The organism is Aquabacterium sp. TM01, assembly GCF_057808345.1.
On the sequence record NZ_AP046529.1, the window covers coordinates 2,495,599 to 2,516,720 of the forward strand.

General features: G+C 62.4%; 19 protein-coding genes and 2 tRNA genes. 2 read left to right on the top strand and 19 right to left on the bottom strand.

Going from position 1 to position 21,122, the window contains the following annotated elements:
• Positions 1-11: 11 nt before the first annotated feature.
• From pyrH to rnr, 4 genes are all read right to left on the bottom strand, one after another.
• Positions 12-722: a UMP kinase gene (gene pyrH, locus AC3WW4_RS11390; protein WP_488828530.1), complete on the bottom strand. Its 711-nt coding sequence runs from the start codon at positions 720-722 to the stop codon at positions 12-14.
• Between the two features lie 190 nt (positions 723-912).
• The gene (gene tsf, locus AC3WW4_RS11395; RefSeq protein ID WP_306566980.1) at positions 913-1,809 is read right to left on the bottom strand and encodes a translation elongation factor Ts; all 897 of its coding nucleotides are present in this window, start codon (positions 1,807-1,809) and stop codon (positions 913-915) included.
• 105 nt (positions 1,810-1,914) lie between these two features.
• Positions 1,915-2,661: a 30S ribosomal protein S2 gene (gene rpsB / locus AC3WW4_RS11400; protein WP_488828532.1), complete on the bottom strand. Its 747-nt coding sequence runs from the start codon at positions 2,659-2,661 to the stop codon at positions 1,915-1,917.
• 166 nt (positions 2,662-2,827) lie between these two features.
• Positions 2,828-5,131 carry a ribonuclease R gene (gene rnr, locus AC3WW4_RS11405; RefSeq protein WP_488828534.1) on the bottom strand — a complete coding sequence of 768 codons (2,304 nt, stop codon included), beginning with the start codon at positions 5,129-5,131 and terminating at the stop codon, positions 2,828-2,830.
• 120 nt (positions 5,132-5,251) lie between these two features.
• Between rnr and AC3WW4_RS11410 the strand changes: the two genes are divergently transcribed.
• A tRNA-Leu gene (locus AC3WW4_RS11410) sits at positions 5,252-5,336 on the top strand.
• Between the two features lie 411 nt (positions 5,337-5,747).
• Positions 5,748-5,832 (top strand) — tRNA-Leu (locus tag AC3WW4_RS11415).
• 216 nt (positions 5,833-6,048) lie between these two features.
• On the opposite strand, the gene AC3WW4_RS11420 is transcribed toward AC3WW4_RS11415, so the two are convergent.
• The 15 genes from AC3WW4_RS11420 to pilW form a co-directional block, all read right to left on the bottom strand.
• Complete coding sequence (locus tag AC3WW4_RS11420) at positions 6,049-6,570, bottom strand: phosphoribosyltransferase (protein ID WP_488828536.1); 522 nt, start codon at positions 6,568-6,570, stop codon at positions 6,049-6,051.
• A gap of 47 nt (positions 6,571-6,617) precedes the next feature.
• On the bottom strand, positions 6,618-7,973 hold the full coding sequence (locus AC3WW4_RS11425; RefSeq protein ID WP_488828537.1) for an adenylosuccinate synthase: 1,356 nt from the start codon (positions 7,971-7,973) through the stop codon (positions 6,618-6,620).
• Positions 7,974-8,012: 39 nt separating this feature from the next.
• Positions 8,013-9,206, bottom strand: a complete 1,194-nt coding sequence (locus AC3WW4_RS11430; protein WP_488828539.1) for an ATP phosphoribosyltransferase regulatory subunit — start codon at positions 9,204-9,206, stop codon at positions 8,013-8,015.
• A gap of 89 nt (positions 9,207-9,295) precedes the next feature.
• Positions 9,296-9,490: a DUF2065 family protein gene (locus tag AC3WW4_RS11435; RefSeq protein WP_488828541.1), complete on the bottom strand. Its 195-nt coding sequence runs from the start codon at positions 9,488-9,490 to the stop codon at positions 9,296-9,298.
• Positions 9,491-9,504: 14 nt separating this feature from the next.
• Positions 9,505-10,386: a protease modulator HflC gene (hflC, locus tag AC3WW4_RS11440; RefSeq protein ID WP_488828543.1), complete on the bottom strand. Its 882-nt coding sequence runs from the start codon at positions 10,384-10,386 to the stop codon at positions 9,505-9,507.
• Positions 10,387-10,418: 32 nt separating this feature from the next.
• Positions 10,419-11,711, bottom strand: coding sequence for an FtsH protease activity modulator HflK (gene hflK, locus AC3WW4_RS11445; protein WP_488828545.1), 1,293 nt, complete (start codon positions 11,709-11,711; stop codon positions 10,419-10,421).
• 53 nt (positions 11,712-11,764) lie between these two features.
• A complete protein-coding gene (gene hflX, locus AC3WW4_RS11450) occupies positions 11,765-13,015 on the bottom strand; it encodes a GTPase HflX (RefSeq protein ID WP_488828547.1) in 1,251 nt (416 codons plus the stop codon).
• A 56-nt stretch (positions 13,016-13,071) separates the two neighbouring features.
• On the bottom strand, positions 13,072-13,311 hold the full coding sequence (hfq, locus tag AC3WW4_RS11455; protein ID WP_488828549.1) for an RNA chaperone Hfq: 240 nt from the start codon (positions 13,309-13,311) through the stop codon (positions 13,072-13,074).
• A gap of 102 nt (positions 13,312-13,413) precedes the next feature.
• Positions 13,414-14,748: a ribosome biogenesis GTPase Der gene (gene der, locus AC3WW4_RS11460; RefSeq protein ID WP_488828551.1), complete on the bottom strand. Its 1,335-nt coding sequence runs from the start codon at positions 14,746-14,748 to the stop codon at positions 13,414-13,416.
• 21 nt (positions 14,749-14,769) lie between these two features.
• Entirely contained in the window at positions 14,770-15,927 is a 1,158-nt protein-coding gene (gene bamB / locus AC3WW4_RS11465; protein ID WP_488828552.1) for an outer membrane protein assembly factor BamB, read from the bottom strand.
• A 22-nt stretch (positions 15,928-15,949) separates the two neighbouring features.
• The gene (locus AC3WW4_RS11470; RefSeq protein WP_488828553.1) at positions 15,950-16,636 is read right to left on the bottom strand and encodes a YfgM family protein; all 687 of its coding nucleotides are present in this window, start codon (positions 16,634-16,636) and stop codon (positions 15,950-15,952) included.
• A gap of 47 nt (positions 16,637-16,683) precedes the next feature.
• On the bottom strand, positions 16,684-17,988 hold the full coding sequence (gene hisS / locus AC3WW4_RS11475) for a histidine--tRNA ligase (RefSeq protein ID WP_488828554.1): 1,305 nt from the start codon (positions 17,986-17,988) through the stop codon (positions 16,684-16,686).
• Positions 17,989-18,021: 33 nt separating this feature from the next.
• Positions 18,022-19,293: a flavodoxin-dependent (E)-4-hydroxy-3-methylbut-2-enyl-diphosphate synthase gene (gene ispG, locus AC3WW4_RS11480; protein WP_488828555.1), complete on the bottom strand. Its 1,272-nt coding sequence runs from the start codon at positions 19,291-19,293 to the stop codon at positions 18,022-18,024.
• The gene (locus tag AC3WW4_RS11485) at positions 19,290-20,282 is read right to left on the bottom strand and encodes a helix-turn-helix domain-containing protein (RefSeq protein ID WP_488828556.1); all 993 of its coding nucleotides are present in this window, start codon (positions 20,280-20,282) and stop codon (positions 19,290-19,292) included. Before AC3WW4_RS11485 ends, ispG begins: the two co-directional genes overlap by 4 nt.
• The gene (pilW, locus tag AC3WW4_RS11490; RefSeq protein ID WP_488828557.1) at positions 20,275-21,096 is read right to left on the bottom strand and encodes a type IV pilus biogenesis/stability protein PilW; all 822 of its coding nucleotides are present in this window, start codon (positions 21,094-21,096) and stop codon (positions 20,275-20,277) included. Before pilW ends, AC3WW4_RS11485 begins: the two co-directional genes overlap by 8 nt.
• Positions 21,097-21,122 lie beyond the last annotated feature (26 nt).

Sequence of the window (21,122 nt, forward strand, 5' to 3'; positions counted from 1 at the left end):
GAAGGACCGGATCAAACGTGAACCAGTGTCCCTTCGTCCTCCCCCAACACAACGCGCTTGAGCGCGCCGGGCTTGAAAATCGAAAACACCTTCAAGGGCAGGTTCTGATCACGACACAGCGCAAAGGCGGTCGCATCGAGCACCTGGAGGTTCTTGATCAAGGCCTCATCGAACGTGATGCTGGCGTAACGCGTGGCCGAGGGATCCTTTTTGGGATCGGCTGTGTAAACGCCATCCACCTTGGTGGCCTTGAGCATGACCTCGGCGCCGATTTCAGCACCGCGCAATGCCGCGGCGGTGTCGGTGGTGAAGAAAGGATTGCCCGTGCCCGCTGCAAACACCACCACCTTGCCCTCCTCAAGGTACTGCAAGGCCTTGGGACGCACGTACGGCTCCACCACCTGATCAATGCTGATCGCTGACATCACGCGAGCGGTCATGCCCTCTTGGCGCATGGTGTCAGCCAAAGCAAGGGAATTCATCACTGTGGCCAACATGCCCATGTAGTCAGCGGTGGCACGGTCCATGCCGACCGACCCGCCAGCGACGCCACGGAAAATGTTGCCGCCACCGATGACCACCGCCACCTGCACGCCCAAGGCGGTGACCTCCTGGATCTCCTTGACCATGCGCACAATGGTCGACCGGTTGATGCCATAGGCATCATCGCCCATCAGGGCTTCACCGGAAAGTTTCAAGAGGATGCGCTTGTAGGCGGCCATGCAGAGGTCCTTGATGATCACTGGAGAAGCGAGACTGAAGGTTATCGCAAGTTTCAGTCATCGCCAGCCTTGTCAGGCTTTTTGAATGGTTGCCGGCACGAAGGTTCCCTTCTCCGGCAACTTGCTGTGCCCATTCGTGTACGGGGCACATAGCACAAGGGGGCCAGAAGCCCCCTTGTTTTGCTTCGGGTTACTGACCCTTGGCTGCGGCCATGGTGGCCGCCACTTCGGCTGCGAAGTCGTCCTGCTTCTTCTCGATGCCTTCACCCACCACGAACATGGTGAACGACTTGACCGTCGTGTTGGTCGACTTCAGGTACTGCTCGACGGTCTGCTTGCCGTCAGCGGCCTTCACGAAGACCTGGTTGAACAGGGAGACTTCCTTCAGGTACTTCTGGACAGCGCCTTCGATCATCTTGGCAGCAATGTCAGCAGGCTTGCCGGCCTCCGCAGCCTTGGCGGTGGCCACGCTGCGTTCGGTTTCGATCAGCGCAGCCGGCACGTCAGCCGACGACAGCGACACGGGCTTCATGGCGGCCACGTGCATGGCAACGTCCTTGGCAGCGACGTCGTCACCTTCGAACTCCACGACCACACCGATGCGGGCGCCGTGCAGGTAAGCAGCCAGCTTGCCACCGTCAGCGTAACGCTTGAAGCGGCGGATGGCCATGTTCTCGCCGATCTTGCCGATCAGGCCCTTGCGAACTTCTTCCACGGTCGGACCGAAACCGTCTTGCGACAGCGGCAGCTCGCCAATGGCTGCCACGTCGGCAGGGTTGTTCTTGGCGATCAGTTCGGCCACAGACTTGCCGAAAGCCAGGAAGGAATCGTTCTTCGACACGAAGTCGGTTTCGCAGTTGATTTCCACCAAGGCGCCGGTCGAGCCGTCGACGTAAGCGGACACCACGCCTTCAGCGGTCACGCGCGAAGCGGCCTTGGACGCCTTGCTGCCCAGCTTGACGCGCAGAATCTCTTCCGCCTTGGCGAAGTCGCCATCGGCCTCGGTCAGAGCCTTCTTGCACTCCATCATGGGGGCATCGGTCTTGGCGCGCAGTTCGGCGACCATGCTAGCGGTGATTGCAGCCATGAGCTTTCTCCGTTGGGTTGGGGTGCGACGAGATCGCCGCCACACAAAAAATTTTGTTAAAAAAAGGGGCTGATTGTCAGCCCCTTCTTGTGAAATCAAGGAGCCTTAAACGGCTTCGTTGACTTCCACGAACTCGTCGTCGCCAGTTGCGGCAGCAGCCACGACTTCGTTCACGGCGTTGGCCTTGCCTTCCAGGATGGCGTCAGCCACGGCCTTGGCGTACAGCGCCACAGCCTTGGAGGAGTCGTCGTTACCGGGAATGACGTAGTCGATGCCTTCAGGCGAGTGGTTGGTGTCAACCACGCCGATGACGGGAATGCCCAGCTTCTTGGCTTCAGCGATGGCAATCTTGTGATAGCCGACGTCGATCACGAAGATGGCGTCAGGCAACACAGCCATGTCCTGGATGCCGCCGATGTCCTTTTCCAGCTTGGCCAGGTCACGCTGGAACAGCAGGCCTTCCTTCTTCTTCAGGTTGTCCAGGCCGGTTTCGACCACAGCCTGCATGTCCTTCAGCTTCTTCAAGGAACCCTTGACGGTCTTGAAGTTGGTCAGCATGCCGCCCAACCAACGCTGGTTGACGAAAGGCACGCCAGCGCGTTCGGCTTCCAGAGCGATGGTGTCACGCGATTGACGCTTGGTGCCGACCATCATCACGGTGCCGCGGCGAGCCGACAGCTGCTTGATGAACTTCAGAGCCTCTTCGAAGGCGGGTTGCGTCTTCTCGAGGTTGATGATGTGAATCTTGTTGCGATGACCGAAGATGTACGGGGCCATCTTGGGGTTCCAGAAGCGGGTTTGGTGACCGAAGTGGACACCGGCTTCCAGCATTTCGCGCATGGATACGGACATGAATTGCTCCAGAGGTTGGATCTGGAAATCGACAGCGATCACAACCCGCCCTTCCGAGCTTGCTGCAACACCTTGGATTGCCGATTTCGTGATTATCAAAATCTACCCGGGGATTCGGGCAAACTCTGGCATTCTAGCACGAAATCAGCAACCAATCCAGACCGCCTCAGCGCTTGCCGCGTGAACCCTTGCTCGCGCTGGCTTTGCCGGTCTTGCCTGACACCGTGGCGGCCACCGACACCCGCGCGCGGCCCTTGCCGCCGCCCCGCGCAACCTTGGCTGCACGCTTCACCTCGAGGTCGGCCTGTCGCACCTCGGCCAGCGCCTCCTGCGCCGCACCAGGCTCAACCCAATCCTTGTCCGAGCCCCGATTCCGCTTTCGCCCGGACGCCGGGGCGGACCGCTCCTCGCCTGCCTCACGCACGAGCCGGAAATCGATCTTGCGGGTGTCCAGATCCACCCGGCTGACCTGCACACGCACGCGAGAGCCGATGGCATACCGGGCGCCCGTGCGTTCACCGCGGAGTTCCTGGCGTGTCTCATCAAACCGGTAGTACTCGCCACCCAGCTCGGTGATGTGGATGAGGCCCTCGACATACAGCCCATCCAGTTGCACGAACAGACCGAAACTGGTCACGGCGCTCACCGTGCCACCGTACTCTTCACCCAGACGCTCACGCATGAACATGCACTTGAGCCAGGCCTCGACGTCGCGAGACGCCTCGTCGGCACGACGCTCGTTCGCGCTGCAATGGATGCCGACCGTCTCCCACGCGGCCGCCTCGGCCGGGGGCAATTTGAGACGCGCCGCCGCCTTGGTTGGCGCCGCTGGCAGGCCCTTGCTGAGCGCACCCCGAGCGCCACCCGGCTTGCGTTTCACGTTGCCGACCTGATGCTGCACGGCCGGCAACTTCAAGTCGTAGCGCCCCCGACCCAGCAAGGCCTTGATCACGCGGTGCACCAGCAAATCTGGATAGCGGCGAATGGGGCTGGTGAAGTGGGTGTAGGCCTCGTAAGCCAAGCCGAAGTGCCCACTGTTGGTTGGTGTGTAGATGGCCTGCTGCATGGATCGCAGCATCATGGTGTGGATCTGCGTGACGTCAGGCCGGTCTTTCACCGCCTGCGCAATCGCCTGGTAATCACCCGGCTGCGGCTCCTCGCCCAGAGACAAGCCCAGACCCAGCGCTTTCAGATAGTTCTTCAGCAACTGACGCTTCTCAGGCGTCGGCCCCTCATGGACGCGGAACAAGGACGGGTGCTTGGCGCGCGTGATGAAGTCAGCCGAGCACACATTGGCCGCCAGCATGCACTCTTCAATCAAACGGTGCGCATCGGTGCGCACACGCGGCACGATCTTGGCAATACGCCCGTTGTCGTCGCAGACGATCTGGGTTTCGGTGGTGTCGAAGTCAACCGCACCACGGCCGGAGCGTGACTTCAGCAGCGCCCGATACACCTCGTGGAGATGCAACAGGTGCGGCACCAGCTCAGGTCGCCGCAACGCTTCCGGTCCACGGGTGTTGCCCAAAATCGTCGCCACCTCGGTGTAGGTCAAGCGGGCGTGAGAGCGGATCACCGCCGGGAAAAACTGGTACGCGTGCACCTCCCCTTCCGCCGTGACCAGCATGTCACACACCATCGACAGGCGCTCGACCTCCGGATTGAGCGAACACAGGCCGTTGGAAAGCTTCTCCGGCAGCATGGGAATGACGCGACGTGGAAAGTACACCGACGTGGCGCGCTCGTAGGCATCCAGGTCCAACGGCTCACCGGGCTTGACGTAGTGACTCACGTCTGCGATGGCCACAATCAGACGCCAGCCGTTGGGGGCCTTGGCGCGCCCTATGGTGGCCGGCTCGCAATACACCGCGTCGTCGAAGTCGCGCGCATCCTCACCGTCGATGGTCACCAGGGACACATCCGTCAGGTCAATGCGCTGCTTCTTGTCCGTGGCTCGCACTTTTTCGGGCAGTTTGGCGGCTTGCGCCAGCGTGGCTTCGCTGAAACGGTGGGGCACCTCGTACTTGCGCACGGCGATCTCGATCTCCATTCCCGGGTCGTCGATGCCACCCAGCACCTCCACGACACGCCCGACCGGCTTGGACAGCAAGGATGGCGCCTCGGTCAACTCGACCGCCACCACCTGCCCCGGCTCTGCATTTGCTGTGGCCTTGGGCGAGATCAGGATGTCCTGACCGAAGCGCCGGTCTTCGGGCGCGACCAACCAGGCGCCCCCTTCGTGCAACAGACGCCCAATGATGGGGGTCTTGCGACGCTCGATGATCTCCAGCACTAACCCCTCGGGCCGACCGCGACGGTCAAAACGGACCACACGCACTTTCACGCGATCGCGGTGCATGACTGCCCGCATCTCCTGGGGAGGCAAGAAGACGCTGGCGTCCCCGTCATCGGCCTGGACGAAACCATGGCCGTCACGGTGACCTTGTACCGTGCCAACGATTTCGCTCATGAGGCTCAAAATTTGTGGTGCAGATGTTGTCATGGGTCTTATTTTGATGCTAGAATTCAATTCTTCGCTGATGACGCAACAACAAATTTGGTTGCAGCGCCTGAAGCGTAAAAAGTACCTGCCCAGGTGGCGGAATTGGTAGACGCACTAGTTTCAGGTACTAGCGGGTAACTCCGTGGAGGTTCGAGTCCTCTCCTGGGCACCAATTGAAAAGCCGCTTGATCTTCGATCAGGCGGCTTTTTCTTTGCTTGATCAGCCTGATGCCGCCGTGCAACACACTGGGGCGGCGATCCCCGCTGCAGATTACGGTCAATGTGCAACCCTTTGCCCGCAACCGCATTTCGAGCGTCAAGCCCAACGTGAGCATGCGTCGATGCACCATCTCCTTCACATCATGCGAAGAGCGGCGAGCGAGGGGCAAATGCAACATGCTGTACACGCTTGCAGAGTACACCATGCCCCACCCGCGCAGCACAGTCATTGCGATTGACACCCTTGTTGCACAAAGTTGACATCGCGTCGATTCAGACCGAAATTGGACAAAGGTCCAAAAACAATGCTATATTTACGTTCTCGACACGGCGACGGCAACGAAGTCAAGTCAAAAAAGTACCTGCCCAGGTGGCGGAATTGGTAGACGCACTAGTTTCAGGTACTAGCGGGTAACTCCGTGGAGGTTCGAGTCCTCTCCTGGGCACCAATTGAAAAGCCGCTTGATCTTCGATCAAGCGGCTTTTTCTTTGCCTGATCGACCTGCGCACACGCAGTCGCAGGCTACACCGCCTTCAACGGCGCAGGCCTCATCAGAGGGCCGCCGCCTTTCTTTTCCCGTCATACCGTGCCAGGCACAAAAAAAGCAGCCCGAAGGCTGCTTGACTGTGAGGTCTCCCCCCACCGTGGACCGACGCTGGCGCACTCAGACCTTGTAGCGCTTGAGCAGCGCCTCCGGACGCAGGGTGTCGTACTCCTCAAACGGCTGGTGAATCCAGGGGCTCGTTGGGAGCGACTCCACATGGTAGTCCGGCGTGTAACTGGACACACCCTTCACCCAAATGACGGCCGAGCGCAGTTCACTGATCGCCGGCATGGCACGCAAGCGGTCCACCACAGCCCGCAAGGTCACCCCAGAATCGGCCAGATCATCGACCAGCAGAACCCGTCCGGCCAGCTCCCCTTTGGGCATGGTGATGTACTTGGCCATGTCCAAGCGGCCCTGCAAGGTGCCGCCATCGTCACGGTAGGAACTCGTGGACATGATGCCCAGCGGTACATTGAAGATGCGCGAGATCATGTCGCCAGGGCGCAGACCGCCGCGGGCCAGGCACAGGATCTGATCAAACTCCCAACCCGATGCGTGCACCTTCAAGGCCAGACGCTCGATCAGTTGGTGGTACTCCTCCCAGGAGACATACAGGTGTTTGCCGTCGTCGGTGAGCATGGGGATTCCTTTGGCGGATAGCGGAGTGAATCGTGGCAGTCTGCGCCTCAACCCTTGTAGGGGTGGCGCAGCAAAATGGTGTGATCGCGATCCGGGCCGGTGGACACCATGTCGATCGGGGCGCCGATGAAGGCCTCCACACGCTGCAGATAGGCGCGTGCATTGGCGGGCAGCTTGTCCCACTCGGTGATGCCGAAGGTCGTGCCTTCCCAGCCGGGGAAGCTTTCGTAGATGGGCTCGCAGGCGATGATGTCATCGGCATCCAGCGGCAAGATGTCCACGCGTTCACCACGCAGCATGTAACCGGTGCACACCTTGATCTCGTCGAGGCCGTCAAGCACGTCGAGCTTGGTCAAGCAGATGCCCGTGATGCCGTTGATCAGCACCGAACGCTTGAGCGCGGCGGCGTCCAGCCAGCCACAGCGGCGAGCGCGGCCCGTGACCGTGCCACGCTCCTGCCCGACCGTGGCCAGGTGGCAGCCCACCGTGCCGGGCGTCTCCCAGTCGAGTTCGGTGGGGAATGGGCCGCTGCCGACACGGGTGGTGTAGGCCTTGGTGATGCCCAGGATGTAGTGCAGCTTGTCAGGGCCAACACCCGAACCTGCCGAGGCGTTGCCGGCCACGCAATTGCTGGAGGTCACGTAAGGATAGGTGCCGTGGTCAACGTCGAGCAAGGTGCCCTGCGCGCCTTCGAACAGCACGCTGCCGCCTTCCAGCGTATGGGCATGGATGCGCACACCAACGTCGGCCAACATCGGCAGAATCTGTTCGGCGGCCTTCATGGCCTCGTCGTAGATGGGTTGGAAGGCGAGTTCTTCGCCCTTCAGGTACCCCTTGAGCGAGAAGTTGTGCAACTCCAGCAACTCCTTGAGCTTGGCCGCAAAACGCTCGGGGTGCTTGAGGTCCTGCAGGCGCAAGGCGCGACGTGCCACCTTGTCTTCATAAGCTGGGCCAATGCCCTTGCCGGTCGTGCCGATCTTGCCGCCACCACTGGTTTCGCGCAGGGCCTCGCGCGCCTTGTCCACGGCCACGTGGAAAGGCAGGATCATCGGGCAAGATTCACTGATGAACAGGCGCGAGCGCACATTCAGGCCTGCGGCCTCCAGGCGCTCGATCTCGGACAGCAGGTGGGTCGGATCGACCACGACACCGTTGCCGATGTAGCAGGCCACGCCCTCGCGCATGATGCCCGAAGGGATGAGCTGCAAGGCCGTTTTCTTGCCGTTGATCACCAAGGTGTGACCGGCATTGTGACCGCCCTGGAAGCGGACTACAGCGGCCGCGTGGTCGGTCAGCCAGTCCACAACTTTGCCTTTGCCTTCGTCACCCCATTGGGTGCCGACGACAACAACGTTGCGGGCAGATGCGTTGCCGGGGCGAGCCGACGCGGAAGTGCTTTGCATGGCGGAATCCTGTTTCGCAAAAAATGGATCGGGCGCGCTTCAGAGCGCGCGCACCGACCAGCGTCCATCGACGAGCGCGAGTTCGCGATCGCAATCAAATTCCTGGACGTCGTGTTCATGTCCGGGCAGCACACACACCACGGTGTGGCCCTGCCCTCTCAGTTCGCGGATGGCCTGCCGCAATGCAGGATCGCTGCCCCAGGGGGCGCGGACGGCCGCGTGGGCCGCCTGTTCTTGATGGCTGGACAGCAGGTCGGCGAGGATTTTCAGATCCAGGCTGAAACCGGCTGCCGGACGACGACGACCAAACACGGCACCGACCTCGTCATAACGCCCGCCACGCACCAGAGCATTGGCATGGCCCGCGCCGTACACCGCAAAACGGATGCCGCTGTAGTAGGCGTAACCGCTGAAATCAGACAGGTCAAAGCCGATGCTGACACCGGGCTGCGACGTCTGCAGATGCTCGCCCAGCCAGGCCAGATCTGCCAAGGCCTGATGAATCAGTTCATGGGCAGGCAGCACCGCACGTGCGCGCTCCAGCACTTCGGCCCCACCGAACAAGGTGGTCAGGCTGACTAGCACCTTGGCGGCGTCCGGTGCTTGACGCAAGGCGCCTTGCCCGGCCAGCTCACGCAAGGTCGCCACATCCTTGTTGGTCAGCGCCTCGACCAGCGCTTCGTGCAGCGCAGGCTCCAGGTTGTGGACGCCCAGTCCAGCCAGAACGCCTTGGACCAGGCGCACATCGGCGAAGTCGACGACCAGTCCCTGAAGGCCGGATACGCTCAGCCCTTCAAGCGCCAGCTCTGCGGCCTCCAGATCGGCCTCCAGTCCAGCGTGGCCGTAGATCTCGGCGCCCAGTTGCAGCTGCTCACGCGTCGCATGAGGACCTTCAGGACGGGTGTGCAGCACCGGACCGCAGTAGCACAGACGGGTCACGCTGTCGCGGTTCAACAGATGCGCGTCAATGCGCGCCACCTGGGGCGTGGTGTCCGCACGCAAGCCCAGGGTTCGACCGCTGAGTTGATCCACCAGCTTGAAGGTCTTGAGGCCCAAGGCATGACCGGTTCCGGACAGCAGGGACTCCAGGTGCTCCAGCATGGGAGGCATCACGAGTTCATACCCGTAGCAACGAGCCGCATCGAGCCAGACCCGACGCAACTCTTCCACGCGACGCGCCTGCGCAGGCAAAACGTCAGCGATGTGCTCTGGCAACAGCCAAGCAGACGACATAAGAAAACGTGTGGGGGTTAAAAACGAGATTCTACCGGTGTCTGATGAAACTTGGACAGCCCAAGTTCATCATCTCCGTCACGGACGGCTCAGGCAAGCGCCTGAAGCACCCACAACAACACCAGTCCGAGCACCATGCTCACCAATCCGACCTGGCGGATCTGCTGATCGTTCAGCTGTAGCAACTGGGTGAACATGCGCCGCCATCCTTGGGGATGGATGGCGGGCATCAGGCCCTCCAGAACGAGCAGCAAGGCCAGTGCGATCCAGAGTGCGTCCAGCATTCAGCACGCACCTGTCAGCGCGCCGCGCCGGCACCACCGCTGCGCATGGTCTTGAAGAACTCGTTGTTCTGATCGATCACCATCACGTCCGACTTGCTGCGGAAGCTGGCGCGGTAGGCTTCCAAGCTGCGGTAGAACTGGGCAAACTGCGGATCTTTGCCAAAGGCCTCGGCATACAGTGCAGACGCCTTGGCGTCACCCTCACCCTTGATCTTCTGCGCGTCACGGTAGGCTTCGGCCACGATGATTTCGCGTTGACGATCGGCGTCGGCGCGGATTTTTTCACCGTCGGCGCCACCGGTCGAACGCAGTTCATTGGCCACGCGCTTGCGCTCGGACTCCATGCGGCGATAGACCGATTCGGTGATGTTGGCCACAAAGTCCACACGCTTGATGCGCACGTCGACGATCTCGATGCCGAAAGACTTAGCGTCGTCGGCCAGGCGGCGGATCACGCCTTGCATGACCTTTTCTCGCTCGGCCGACAGCATAGCGCCGACGGTGCGCTTGGTCACCTCTTCGTTCAAGGCGGCCTGCACGATGGGCGTCAGACGGTTTTCAGCATTGCGGATGTCCACGCCGTTGTTGCGGATGAACTGGCGGGGTTCGGTGATGCGCCACTTGACCAGCCAGTCGATCACCAGGCTCTTCTTTTCGGCCGTGAAGATGGGACGAGACTCGGTGCTGTCGAGGGTCTGGATGCGACGATCCAGGAACACGACGTTCTGCAAGGGAGCGGGCATCTTGGCCTTGAGGCCCGGTTCGCTGATGACCTCCTTGATTTCGCCCAGTGCGTAGACCACGGCAAATTGCCGCTGATCGACCACAAACAGCGTGGAGGCCGCGAGGATGAGGGCCAGCAATACGCCGACCAGGATGGTGCCAATACGGTTCATGTCAGACTCCTTGCCTGTCCTGTGGGGTGCACTCAGCGCACGTCGCGATCGCGACTGCGCAAGCCATCACGCGAGCGGGCATCTGCAGATGCCGCGGCAGGGTTGGGTGTGACCACGGGTTCGGATGCGGCCGCAGCAGGTGCCGGCGCAGCGCCACCGTTGGTCCCCGACATCTGCATGATCTTGTCCAGCGGGAGATACAGCAGGTTGGAGCCTTGGCGGCTGTCCACCATCACCTTGGTGACGTTGCTGTAGATTTGCGCCATGGAGTCGGTGTAGAGGCGATCGCGGGTCACGCCGGGCGCCTTCTTGTACTCCGTCAGAACGGATTTGAATCGTTCGGCATCACCTTCGGCTTGCGCAACAACCCGTGCGGCATAACCGGCAGCCTCTTCACGCAGGCGTGCGGCGGTACCTTGTGCCTTGGGGATGACATCGTTGGCGTAGGCCTGGCCCTCGTTCTTCAGGCGCTCGCGGTCAGCGCCGGCCTTGAAGGCATCATCAAAGGCCGCCTGCACCTGCTCGGGTGCCTGGACGCTCTGTACGTTGACGTTGACCACCGTGACGCCCGCCTTCAACTTGTTGAGCTGAGCCTGGATGGACTTGACCAACTCGGTTGCGATGGCGTCACGCTGCTCGTAGAGCACCGAGTCCATGGTGCTGTTGCCGACGATTTCCCGCACAGCCGACTCTGCGGCCTGCTGCACGGCTTCGTCCGAGCTGCGATTTTCGAACAGATAGTCGCGCGCATCGGCCAGTCGATACTGCACCGTGAAGCGGATGTCGACAATGTTTTCGTCACGCGTCAGCATGGACGAGTCACGCAGGGCCGTGGACTGCAGCACCGAGCTGCTGCCCACGTCAATGGAGCGCAGTTGCGTGAGGTTGACGATTTCGTGCGACTGGAAGGGATAAGGACCGCGCCACTGGAAACCGGCGTCCACGGTGTGGCTGAAGCGACCAAAGGACATCACAACCGCTTGCTGTCCTTCTTGCACGATGAAGAAACCGCTGCCCGCCCACACCAGTGCAATCAGGCCGACGATGAGACCCGCACCGATGCCGGCGCCCTTGGGGTCGGGCGTGAACCCGCCACCCTTGCCGCCGTTGCCCTCACCTTTGTTGCCAGTGAAGACGCCGCTGAGCTTGCGGTTGAAGTCGCGCCAGAGTTCGTCCAGATCAGGTGGACCATCCTGGCGGCCGTTGTAGCTGGCCTGACCACCGGCAAGGCCTGGAATGGCTTGCTTGGCAGCATTGGCGGTCAACCAGGTCACGCGGCGTGCGGCCCCCACAAGCAGACTGGCTGCCAGGGACACGGCATTCATCACTCCGTGACGGTGTGGTGCGGGGCGGTGGCCCTCATCCTGAGATGGCATGTTCATGATCGGTCAGTAGGAATTTCTGGAGGTGCCCCATCGGGCACCGGCTCATGGGTTGCATTGTGCATGTCGAAACGGGGATCACGTTGGGACGGCGCCTCAAGTCCCCCCTCCAGACCATGCAATGCGGCATCGGCCAGCACCTCGCGCAACACATCCAGGCCTTGGCCCTTGAGCGCGCTGACAAACACCCGGTGACAACGACGCCCGGAAGGCAACTCGTAGACGTCACGCTGATGGAGCGGCTGCTGATGCTCGGGCAGGCAGTCGCACTTGTTGAAGACCAGCACCTGGGGCAACTGACCGGCACCGATGCTGTCAAGCACGCGCAACACCTCGTCGATCTGCTCGAGCACCACTGGGCTTGACGCATCGACCACATGGAGCAGGACGTCGGCCTCGGCCGCTTCCTGCAAGGTGGCCTTGAACGACTCGACCAAACTGTGCGGCAGGTCGCGGATGAAACCGACCGTGTCGGACAGCGTCACACTGCGCTGCGCCTGGGCCAGAAACATCTGCCGCGTGGTGGTGTCCAGCGTGGCAAACAGCTGGTTGGCCGCGTAGGTGCCAGCCTTGGTCAACGCATTGAACAGCGTTGATTTGCCCGCGTTGGTGTAGCCGACCAGCGAGATCCGAAAGGTGTCAGTGCGCTCGCGTGAGCGCCGCTGGGTGTTGCGTTGGCGTTGGACCTTGGCCAGTTGCAGCTTGAGCGACTTGATCTTCTGCTCGATCATTCGGCGATCGAGCTCGATCTGCGTTTCGCCCGGGCCGCCCCGGTGCCCCACCCCACCCCGCTGCCGCTCCAAGTGAGACCAACGACGCACCAGACGCGTCGACAGGTACTGCAGCCGGGCCAGTTCAACTTGCAACTTGCCTTCGTGGCTGCGTGCACGCGCGCCGAAGATTTCGAGGATCAGGCCGGTGCGGTCCAGCACCTCGACGCCCAGGTGCCGCTCCAGATTGCGCTGCTGCGCCGGCGACAAGGCCTGGTCAAAGAGGACGCCATGGGCCTGGTACAGCTGGACAAGCTCTTTGATTTCGTCGGCTTTACCCGACCCCACAAACAAGGCAGCATCGGGCGCACGACGCTTGGCCGTGACCTTGGCAACAGGCTGATCACCAGCCGATTCGGCCAGCAAGGCCAATTCGTCAAGGGTGGGATCAAAGGATGAACCGGGGCCGAAATCGACCCCCACCAGCACAACCCGCGGGTCATTGGACGGGTTCGTTGCAGACGAAGAAGGTGTCAAGGCGTCAGGACTGGGCTAGGCAGGGTGAAAGAGTCTGAGAACCGTTGCGGAACGGATCAGGCCTCAGGTGTGTCGGCGGCGTGGAAGTTCACGGCGCGACCGGGCACGACCGTCGAGATGGCGTGCTTGTAGACCATCTGCGTGACGGTGTTGCGCAGCAAGACCACGTACTGATCGAAAGACTCGATGTGACCTTGCAGCTTGATGCCGTTGACCAGGTAAATGGAGACTGGCACGTGTTCACGACGCAGCAGGTTCAGGAAAGGGTCTTGCAGGAGTTGGCCTTTGTTGCTCACGATATGTTCCGTGTTGAAAGATGGTTGGAGATCAGACCTTAACACAGTCCCCCCGATCTCTTGGGTTGACGCGGCGTCTGGTCTGAGCCAGGGGCAAGCGCCTCACTCCCCGATGAAGGGGTTCGAGGATGATTTCATTTCAATGCGCAAAGGGGTACCGGTGAGCTTGAAGTGCTCGCGGAATCGCCCTTCGAGGAAGCGCTTGTAGGCGTCGGTGACGTGCTCCAGCGAGTTGCCGTGGACCACGATGACCGGCGGGTTTTGCCCGCCCTGGTGGGCGTAGCGCAACTTGGGACGGAAGGCGCCAGCCTTCTTGGGCTGCTGGAACTGCACGGCCTCCTGCAGCAGGCGCGTGAGCACCGGGGTGGGCATCTTGCAGGCGGCAGATTTCCAGGCGGCAGCAATCGACTTCCACAGCGGACCCAGACCCTGGCGCTTGATGGCCGAGATGTGCAGCACCGGCGCGAACTTCAGGAAGGACAGACGGTGCTCGATGGAGCGCATCAGCAATTCGCGCTGATAGCTGTCCACTGCGTCCCACTTGTTGACAGCGATGACCACCGCACGGCCAGCTTCGAGCACGAAGCCGGCGATGTGGGCATCCTGCTCGGTGACGCCCTGGGTGGCATCTATCAGCAGCAGCACCACATTGGCATCGGAGATGGCTTGCAGGGTCTTGACCACCGAGAACTTCTCGATGGCTTCAAAAACCTTGCCCTTGCGACGCAGGCCGGCCGTGTCGATGAGCTCGAACTTCTGCCCTTCGCGCTCGAATGGCACGCTGATGGCATCGCGGGTGGTGCCTGGCATGTCGAAGGCCACCAGGCGCTCTTCACCCAGCCAGGTGTTGATCAGGGTGGACTTGCCCACATTGGGACGTCCGGCGACGGCCAGGCGAATGGGACGATCCGGATCGTCGTACACCTCTTCGTCTTCATCTTCTTCGATGAAGTCGGCCAGCGCTTCGTCCAACAGGCTGCGGATGCCCTGGCCGTGCGCCGAGGAGACGGGGATGGGTTCGCCCATGCCCAGCTCATAGAACTCGGCAAGCTGCACGCCCTCTTTCATGCCTTCGGACTTGTTGGCGGCCAGCAGCACCTTTTTGTTGGTGGTGCGCAGGTAGCGGGCAATGTCATGGTCCTGGGCGGACAGGCCGTTGCGGGCATCGACCACGAAGATGACGGCATCGGCCTCGGCCACGGCCTGGCGGGTCTGCTTGGCCATTTCCTTGAAGATGCCAGACACGCAGTCGGGCTCGAAGCCACCGGTGTCAATGACGATGAACTCGTGCGAGCCCATGCGGCCTTCACCATAGTGACGGTCGCGGGTCAGGCCAGCGAAGTCGGCCACGATGGCATCGCGGCTCTTGGTCAGGCGATTGAACAACGTCGATTTGCCGACGTTGGGTCGTCCGACCAGCGCAATGACAGGTTTCATGGGTTCTCAGTCAACAAAAAATCAATTGGCACGCAAAGCGTACAGGGTGCCCTTGCGTGTGGCCACGTACAAGAGCTGATTGGAGGCCAGTGGGGCGGCCGCGGCCGCGCTGTCGAGTTCGACGCGGGCCAGCGTGCGGCCATCGGTGACCGACAGCAGGTGCAGGTAGCCCTGCGCATCAACCACCGCCACGCGCTCGCCAATGATGGCGGGCGCACTCAGGCCGCGGTGCGTGAAGCGGTCAGCGCGCCACAGGACGTCGCCGCTCTCGGCCTTCCAGGCGGTCAAGCGGTCGGCGCCGTCGGCACCCACGACCAGGCGCTCGTTGGCGGCCACGGCTTGCGAGCCCGACTGCGGACGAGTCCAGCGCAGACTGCCTCGGTTCAGCTCCAGGCAAGCCACGGACAACTGGAACGCGCGCACGCACACTTCGTCGTCGGCACGGGCCAGTGGGCCGACGAGGTCGGCCAGACGCTCGACTTCGTTGGTGCCGCGCGGTGTACCGACGTTGACGTCAAAGCGGACGGTGCCCTTGAGGGGGTCCAGTCCGACCAGGCGTGAGCCTTGCCCCACCAACAAGGTGTCGCGGAAGGCGCCCAAGGCACCCGAGGTGGCCAGGGCCAGGGGCTCGCCGCCCGGGCGCTGGTATTGCCACAGCCAGCGGCCATCAAGGGCGTCGTAGCCACGCACGCTGCGGTCGACCGCCTGCACGAAGACACGCTCACCCGCCACCAGTGGTGCCGTGATGACGCGACCAGGGAGGCGTTCGGTCCATACCCACTTGCCTTGGTCGAACACTTGCAGCTCGTTGTCGGTGGTCACGACGGCCGCATGGCGCCCATCGCTGCCGACCGCGGCAGACAAATCACCTTTGGCCTGGGCGCGCCAGCGCAGCGCGCCGGTGGCCGCATCAAACGCTGCAATCTCGCCATCGCTGCTCGCCGTGGTGATCACGCCTTGACTGCTGACCAGGGTCAGCGCCCCGCTGACCGAACCCACGCGCTGCGTCCACACCGTGGTGAGGCTGGCTTCGGGCTTCAAAGACTCCAGCGGAGCAGGCGACGGCTTGCTGGAGCCACAGGCTGCGAGCGTGGCCACAGCCAGGGCGCTCAGTGCGCCGCCAAGCAGGCGCGTGGCGCGCTGCGACAAGGACACTGGGGTGAGACGAGAAAATTTCATGAGGTCACTCTTGGGTGAGGGATCACGGAGCCGATGAGGCCGCAGCAGAACTCGCTGGTGCGGCAGCAGACACCGGAGGCTGACCCAGTGCGGTCAGTTTGCCTTCAATGAAGCGACGGTACTCGACGTCCGCAGGCATGGCATCCCAGGCCGCACGGTACGCCTTGACGGCCTCGTCCTTCTTACCCTGGGCTGACAGGATGTCACCGCGTCGGTCATCGACCAGCGGCGCAAACTCGGCCGGCACGGTCGCTGACAGGGTCTTGAGGGCATCGTCATAGGCTTTGGCATCCATTTGCACACCGGACAAGCGCAGGCGCGCAATGGCCACCAGATCCGGGTTCTTGCCATCGTCCACCGCCCACTGCAGGGCCAGCTTGGCCTCGTCGGGCTTTTGCTGCTCGATCGCCACCTTGGCGGCCAGCAAGGCCCCTTGCGCGGCAAATGTGGTGCCCGCATAGTCCTTCTTGAGGTCAGCGAAAGCCTGGGCGGCCTTGTCGGCCTGGCCGCCCGTCACCGCGCGGTCCATCTCTTCATACAGGCCTGCCGCAGCCAAGCCACGCTTTTGTTGCCAGTATTGGTAACCGGTCCAGGCGGCATAGGCGCCCAGAACGAGCACCAGCACCCAGGTGATCAGGTTGCCGTACTGCTTCCAGAAGTGCTTGAACTGATCCAGCTGTTCCTGCTGTTCGTTGTCGTAGGTCGCCATGTCTGCCGAAGTAAGAGGTAGTAGGTGGAATCCGTCGATTATGACGGTCAGGAAGCCGTCGCCGACGTCAGGAGCGTGTGCGCCCAGTCTGCTGCCTCGGCGAGTTTGAGCGAGGTCTGCTCGCCACCGTCACGCAAAGGCTTGACGGACACCAGACCCTGTGCAACTTCATCCGGACCGAACACCAGGGCAAAGCGCGCCCCACTGGCATCGGCCTTTTTAAATTGTGACTTGGGGCTGGCTGGGCCGTCTTTGCCGGCCGGGTTGAGTTGCACGCGCACACCCTGAGCCCGCAAGGTTTCCAGTGTGGCCAACACCAGGGGCACCGACGTGCCAGCGAAGATCATGGCAAAGGCGTCAGGGGCGGTCGAGGGTGCCTCAACGCCGATTTCCTGCAGGAGCAAGAGCAAACGCTCCATGCCCAATCCCCAGCCCACGGCCGGGGCAGGCTTGCCGCCCAATTGTTCGATCAGGCCGTCGTAACGCCCGCCGCCACACACCGTGCCCTGCGCACCGAGCTTGTCGGTCACCCACTCAAACACGGTGAGGTTGTAGTAGTCCATACCCCGCACCAATCGGGTGTTGACCTGGTAGGGCACGCCGGCGGCCTCCAGCGCAAATTTCACGGCGCCAAAGTGGGTCAGCGACTCCTCGCCCAGGAAGTCGATCAGCTTGGGCGCGGCTTCAACCAGGGCCTGCATGGCCGGGTTCTTGGTGTCCAGGATGCGCAGCGGGTTGCTGTGCAGGCGGCGACGCGCCTCCTCGTCCAACTGGTCGGCGTTGGCTTCGAGATAGGTGATGAGCGCCGCGCGGTGGGCCTTACGCTCATCAGGCTGACCCAAGCTGTTGATCTGCAGGTTCACGTCCTGACCGATGGTCAGGCCCAGGTCACGCCACAAGGCGGCGGTCATCAGGATGAGCTCTGCATCCACGTCAGGACCCGCAAAACCCAGCACCTCGGCACCCACCTGGTGAAACTGACGGTAGCGCCCTTTCTGCGGACGCTCGTGACGGAACATCGGGCCGATGTAGTACAGGCGCTTGCCGCCTTCGTACAGGAAGTTGTGCTCGTTGATGGCGCGCACCGAGCCGGCCGTGCCTTCGGGGCGCAAGGTCAGCTTGTCACCATTGAGGCTGTCTTCAAAGGAGTACATCTCCTTCTCGACGATGTCGGTGACTTCGCCCAGGCCGCGCACGAACAGAGCCGTCGGCTCGACGATGGGCGTGCGCATGTTCAGATAGCCGTAGCGGCGCATCAGTTGTCGCACTTTGTCTTCGAGCCATTCCCAGCGCGCCGATTCCGGCGGCAGGATGTCGTTCATGCCTTTGATGGCGGTCAGCTTTTCTGCCATGAGAGCGTCAGTTTCTTGTTTTCTTGAAAGGGATCAGGCCTGTGCGGCCCCGCCAAAGCGGCGATCGATGTAGTTCTGGACGAGTTGCTGGAACTCTTCGGCAATGCGCTCGCCGCGCAGGGTGAGCGCCTTTTCGCCGTCGATGAACACCGGAGCGGCCGGGGCTTCACCGGTGCCGGGCAGGCTGATGCCGATGTCGGCATGCTTGCTCTCGCCAGGGCCGTTGACGATGCAACCCATCACCGCCACCTTTAGGTTCTCGACGCCGGGGTACTGGCTGCGCCAGACGGGCATCTGCGCGCGCAGGAAGTCGTCGATCTGTTTGGCCAGTTCCTGGAAGGTGGTGCTGGTGGTGCGGCCGCAACCGGGGCAGGCAGTGACGCTGGGCACGAAGGTGCGCAGCCCCAGGGCCTGCAAAATTTCGAGGGCGACCACGACCTCTTGGGTGCGAGCTTCACCGGGTTGCGGCGTGAGCGACACCCGGATCGTGTCGCCAATGCCTTCTTGCAACAGGATGGACAAGGCAGTGGCTGAGGCCACGGTGCCCTTGGTGCCCATGCCGGCTTCGGTCAGCCCCAGGTGCAGGGGGTAGTCGCAACGCGCCGCCAGGCCACGGTAGACGCTGATGAGGTCCTGCACCCCGCTGACCTTGCACGACAGGATGATCTGCTCGGGCTTCATGCCCAACTCCTGTGCGGCCTGGGCCGACTGCAGGGCCGAGCTGATCAGCGCCTGGTACATGACCTGCTGGGCGTCCCAAGGCTGGGCGCTGCGGGCGTTCTCGTCCATCATGGACGCAAGCAGTTCCTGGTCGAGGCTGCCCCAGTTGACGCCGATGCGCACGGGCTTGTCGTGGCGCAGGGCCACGTCGATCATCTGGGCAAACTGCTTGTCGCCCTTCTCGCCTTTGCCCACGTTGCCGGGGTTGATGCGGTACTTGGACAGGGCCTCGGCACAGGCCGGCACCTCGGTAAGGAGGCGGTGGCCGTTGTAGTGGAAGTCGCCGACCAGGGGCACGTCAATGCCCATGCGGTCGAGCTGGTCGCGGATGTGGGGCACAGCGGCCGCCGCTTCCGGCGTGTTGACCGTGATGCGGACCAGCTCGGACCCAGCGATGGCCAATTCCTTGACCTGGATGGCCGTGCCGATGACGTCGACCGTGTCGGTGTTGGTCATGGACTGCACGCGCACAGGTGCGTCACCCCCGATGGTGACCACGCGCGAACCCCACACCACCTTCGCCTGGCGAGAGCGCCGGGCGGCTGGACGGGAGACATCAATGAGGGAGAAGTTTTCCAGGGTCATTTCAACTCGACACGTGCGGTGTTGTTGCGCGAGATGTCGGCCAGGGCCACAGGTTGGCCCTTGAAGCTGACTTGCACCGCGCTGGCATTGCCAATGCGCAACCTGAACGGGGCCTGCCCCTGGATCTCCAGGGTTTCGCCGGCACGCGCAATGCGCGAGAACAATTTCGAACCCGATGCGTCCACCACTTCGATCCACGAATTCTCGGTCAACACGATCCGCACCGGCGCGATGCCCACGACCGGCGCTGAAGCCAGCGGCGATGAAGGGATGACGGCGGCAGGCACAGCCAGTGCCGACGCTGGCGCCACCGCTTCGCTGGCAACGGAGCTGGCCGGTGCCACAGCGCTGGCCACGTCAATCGGCACCGCACTGGACACCTCTGCAGCACTGGCGGCCTCCACAGACGTCAACGCCACCGCAGGATCAGCCGCGACCTGCATGGACGACGGGGGCGACGCCGCATCGTCTTCAGTGATGACCGATGGCGTCTCGACCGTGGTCTCGGAGTGCCTCAGCCACGAGGGCCACTCCATGGCGTCGGGAAGAGCGTAGATGACGGCCGCAGCAGCCAACAAGCCCAGCGGCGCCAACCATTTCGGCGCCAACACGGCCTTCAGGTTCAGCCGATGTCCTCGGTCAAACAAGGCTGGCACACTGCCGTGATCACGGAAGGGGGCGTTGATGGGGGACTTGCCTTGGCTCAGCGCATGCAGACGGGCTGCCGGCAGCCCCGCCAGAATCTCGGTGGCATCGATGCGCAAGGTGCGACATACCGTCATGGCGAGGGCACGTGTGAAGTTGCTGTCACCCAAACTGTCGTAACGCCCTTGTTCCAGCGCCTCCAGTTTGAGTGGTGACACCTTGATCTGGCTCGCGAGGTGATCCAGGGTGAGGCCCTGCGCCTCGCGTGCTCGACGCAGCAACTCACCGGCATGGCGAGCACCCGCATCTGGCGTCACAAGGTTGAGGGGAGCACTGTCAGTCATCAAATCGTCCCAACTCCAGCAGGTTGGTTTCACGCGAAGCGGGGAAGCGGCTGCGCAACTGAGAACCAAATTCACGCACCCCATCGCGGTTGCCCAAACGTTGCTCGATGCGCGTGGCCAGCCACAGCGAGTCGGCTGTGATCTGATCGTCGCGGCTGTTCACGCGAGCGATGTAGAAACGGGCACGCTCCAGTTCACCGCGGCGATGCAGCACGGAGGCGAGATTGAACGCCGTCGCCGGATTGGTAGGGTCCATCTCATAGGATCGCGCCAAGGTCTTTTGCGCCTCGGGGTACAGACCCGCGCGCACCTGGCAAACGCCACGAGCCAGCAAGGTCTTGCTGGTGGCCACCGTTTGCGGCAAATTGGCCGCACGCTCGAACATGGCATCGGCCGCCGGGTACTGGCCCTTGCGGCACAGGTACCAGCCGTAGTTGTGCATCACGCTGCCATTGTTGGGATCGCGATCCAGGGCCACGCGGTAGTTCGCCTCGGTCCGTGCGGTGTCATCCATCGCATCGTAGATCAGCGCCCGCATTTCATAGGTGTCAGGCAAGGACGGGTCAATGGCCTCGGCCTGTTTCAGCTCATCAAGGGCCGTTGTGAACTGCCCCTGGCTGAAATATGTGGCGGCCAGTTCCATGCGAATGCGCGCACGTTTGCGGACTTCACTTTCGTCGGAGGCGGTAGCGATGTCACCACGGCTGCCAGCCGTTGCAGCAGGCAAGGTGGCGCCACAACCGGCCAGGTTCAAGGTGCTTCCCACCAAGCCTGACATCCAGCAACAGGTCAGCAACGAGCGAAACGTCCTCATGCGGCAATCTCCAAGTCAAAAACGCC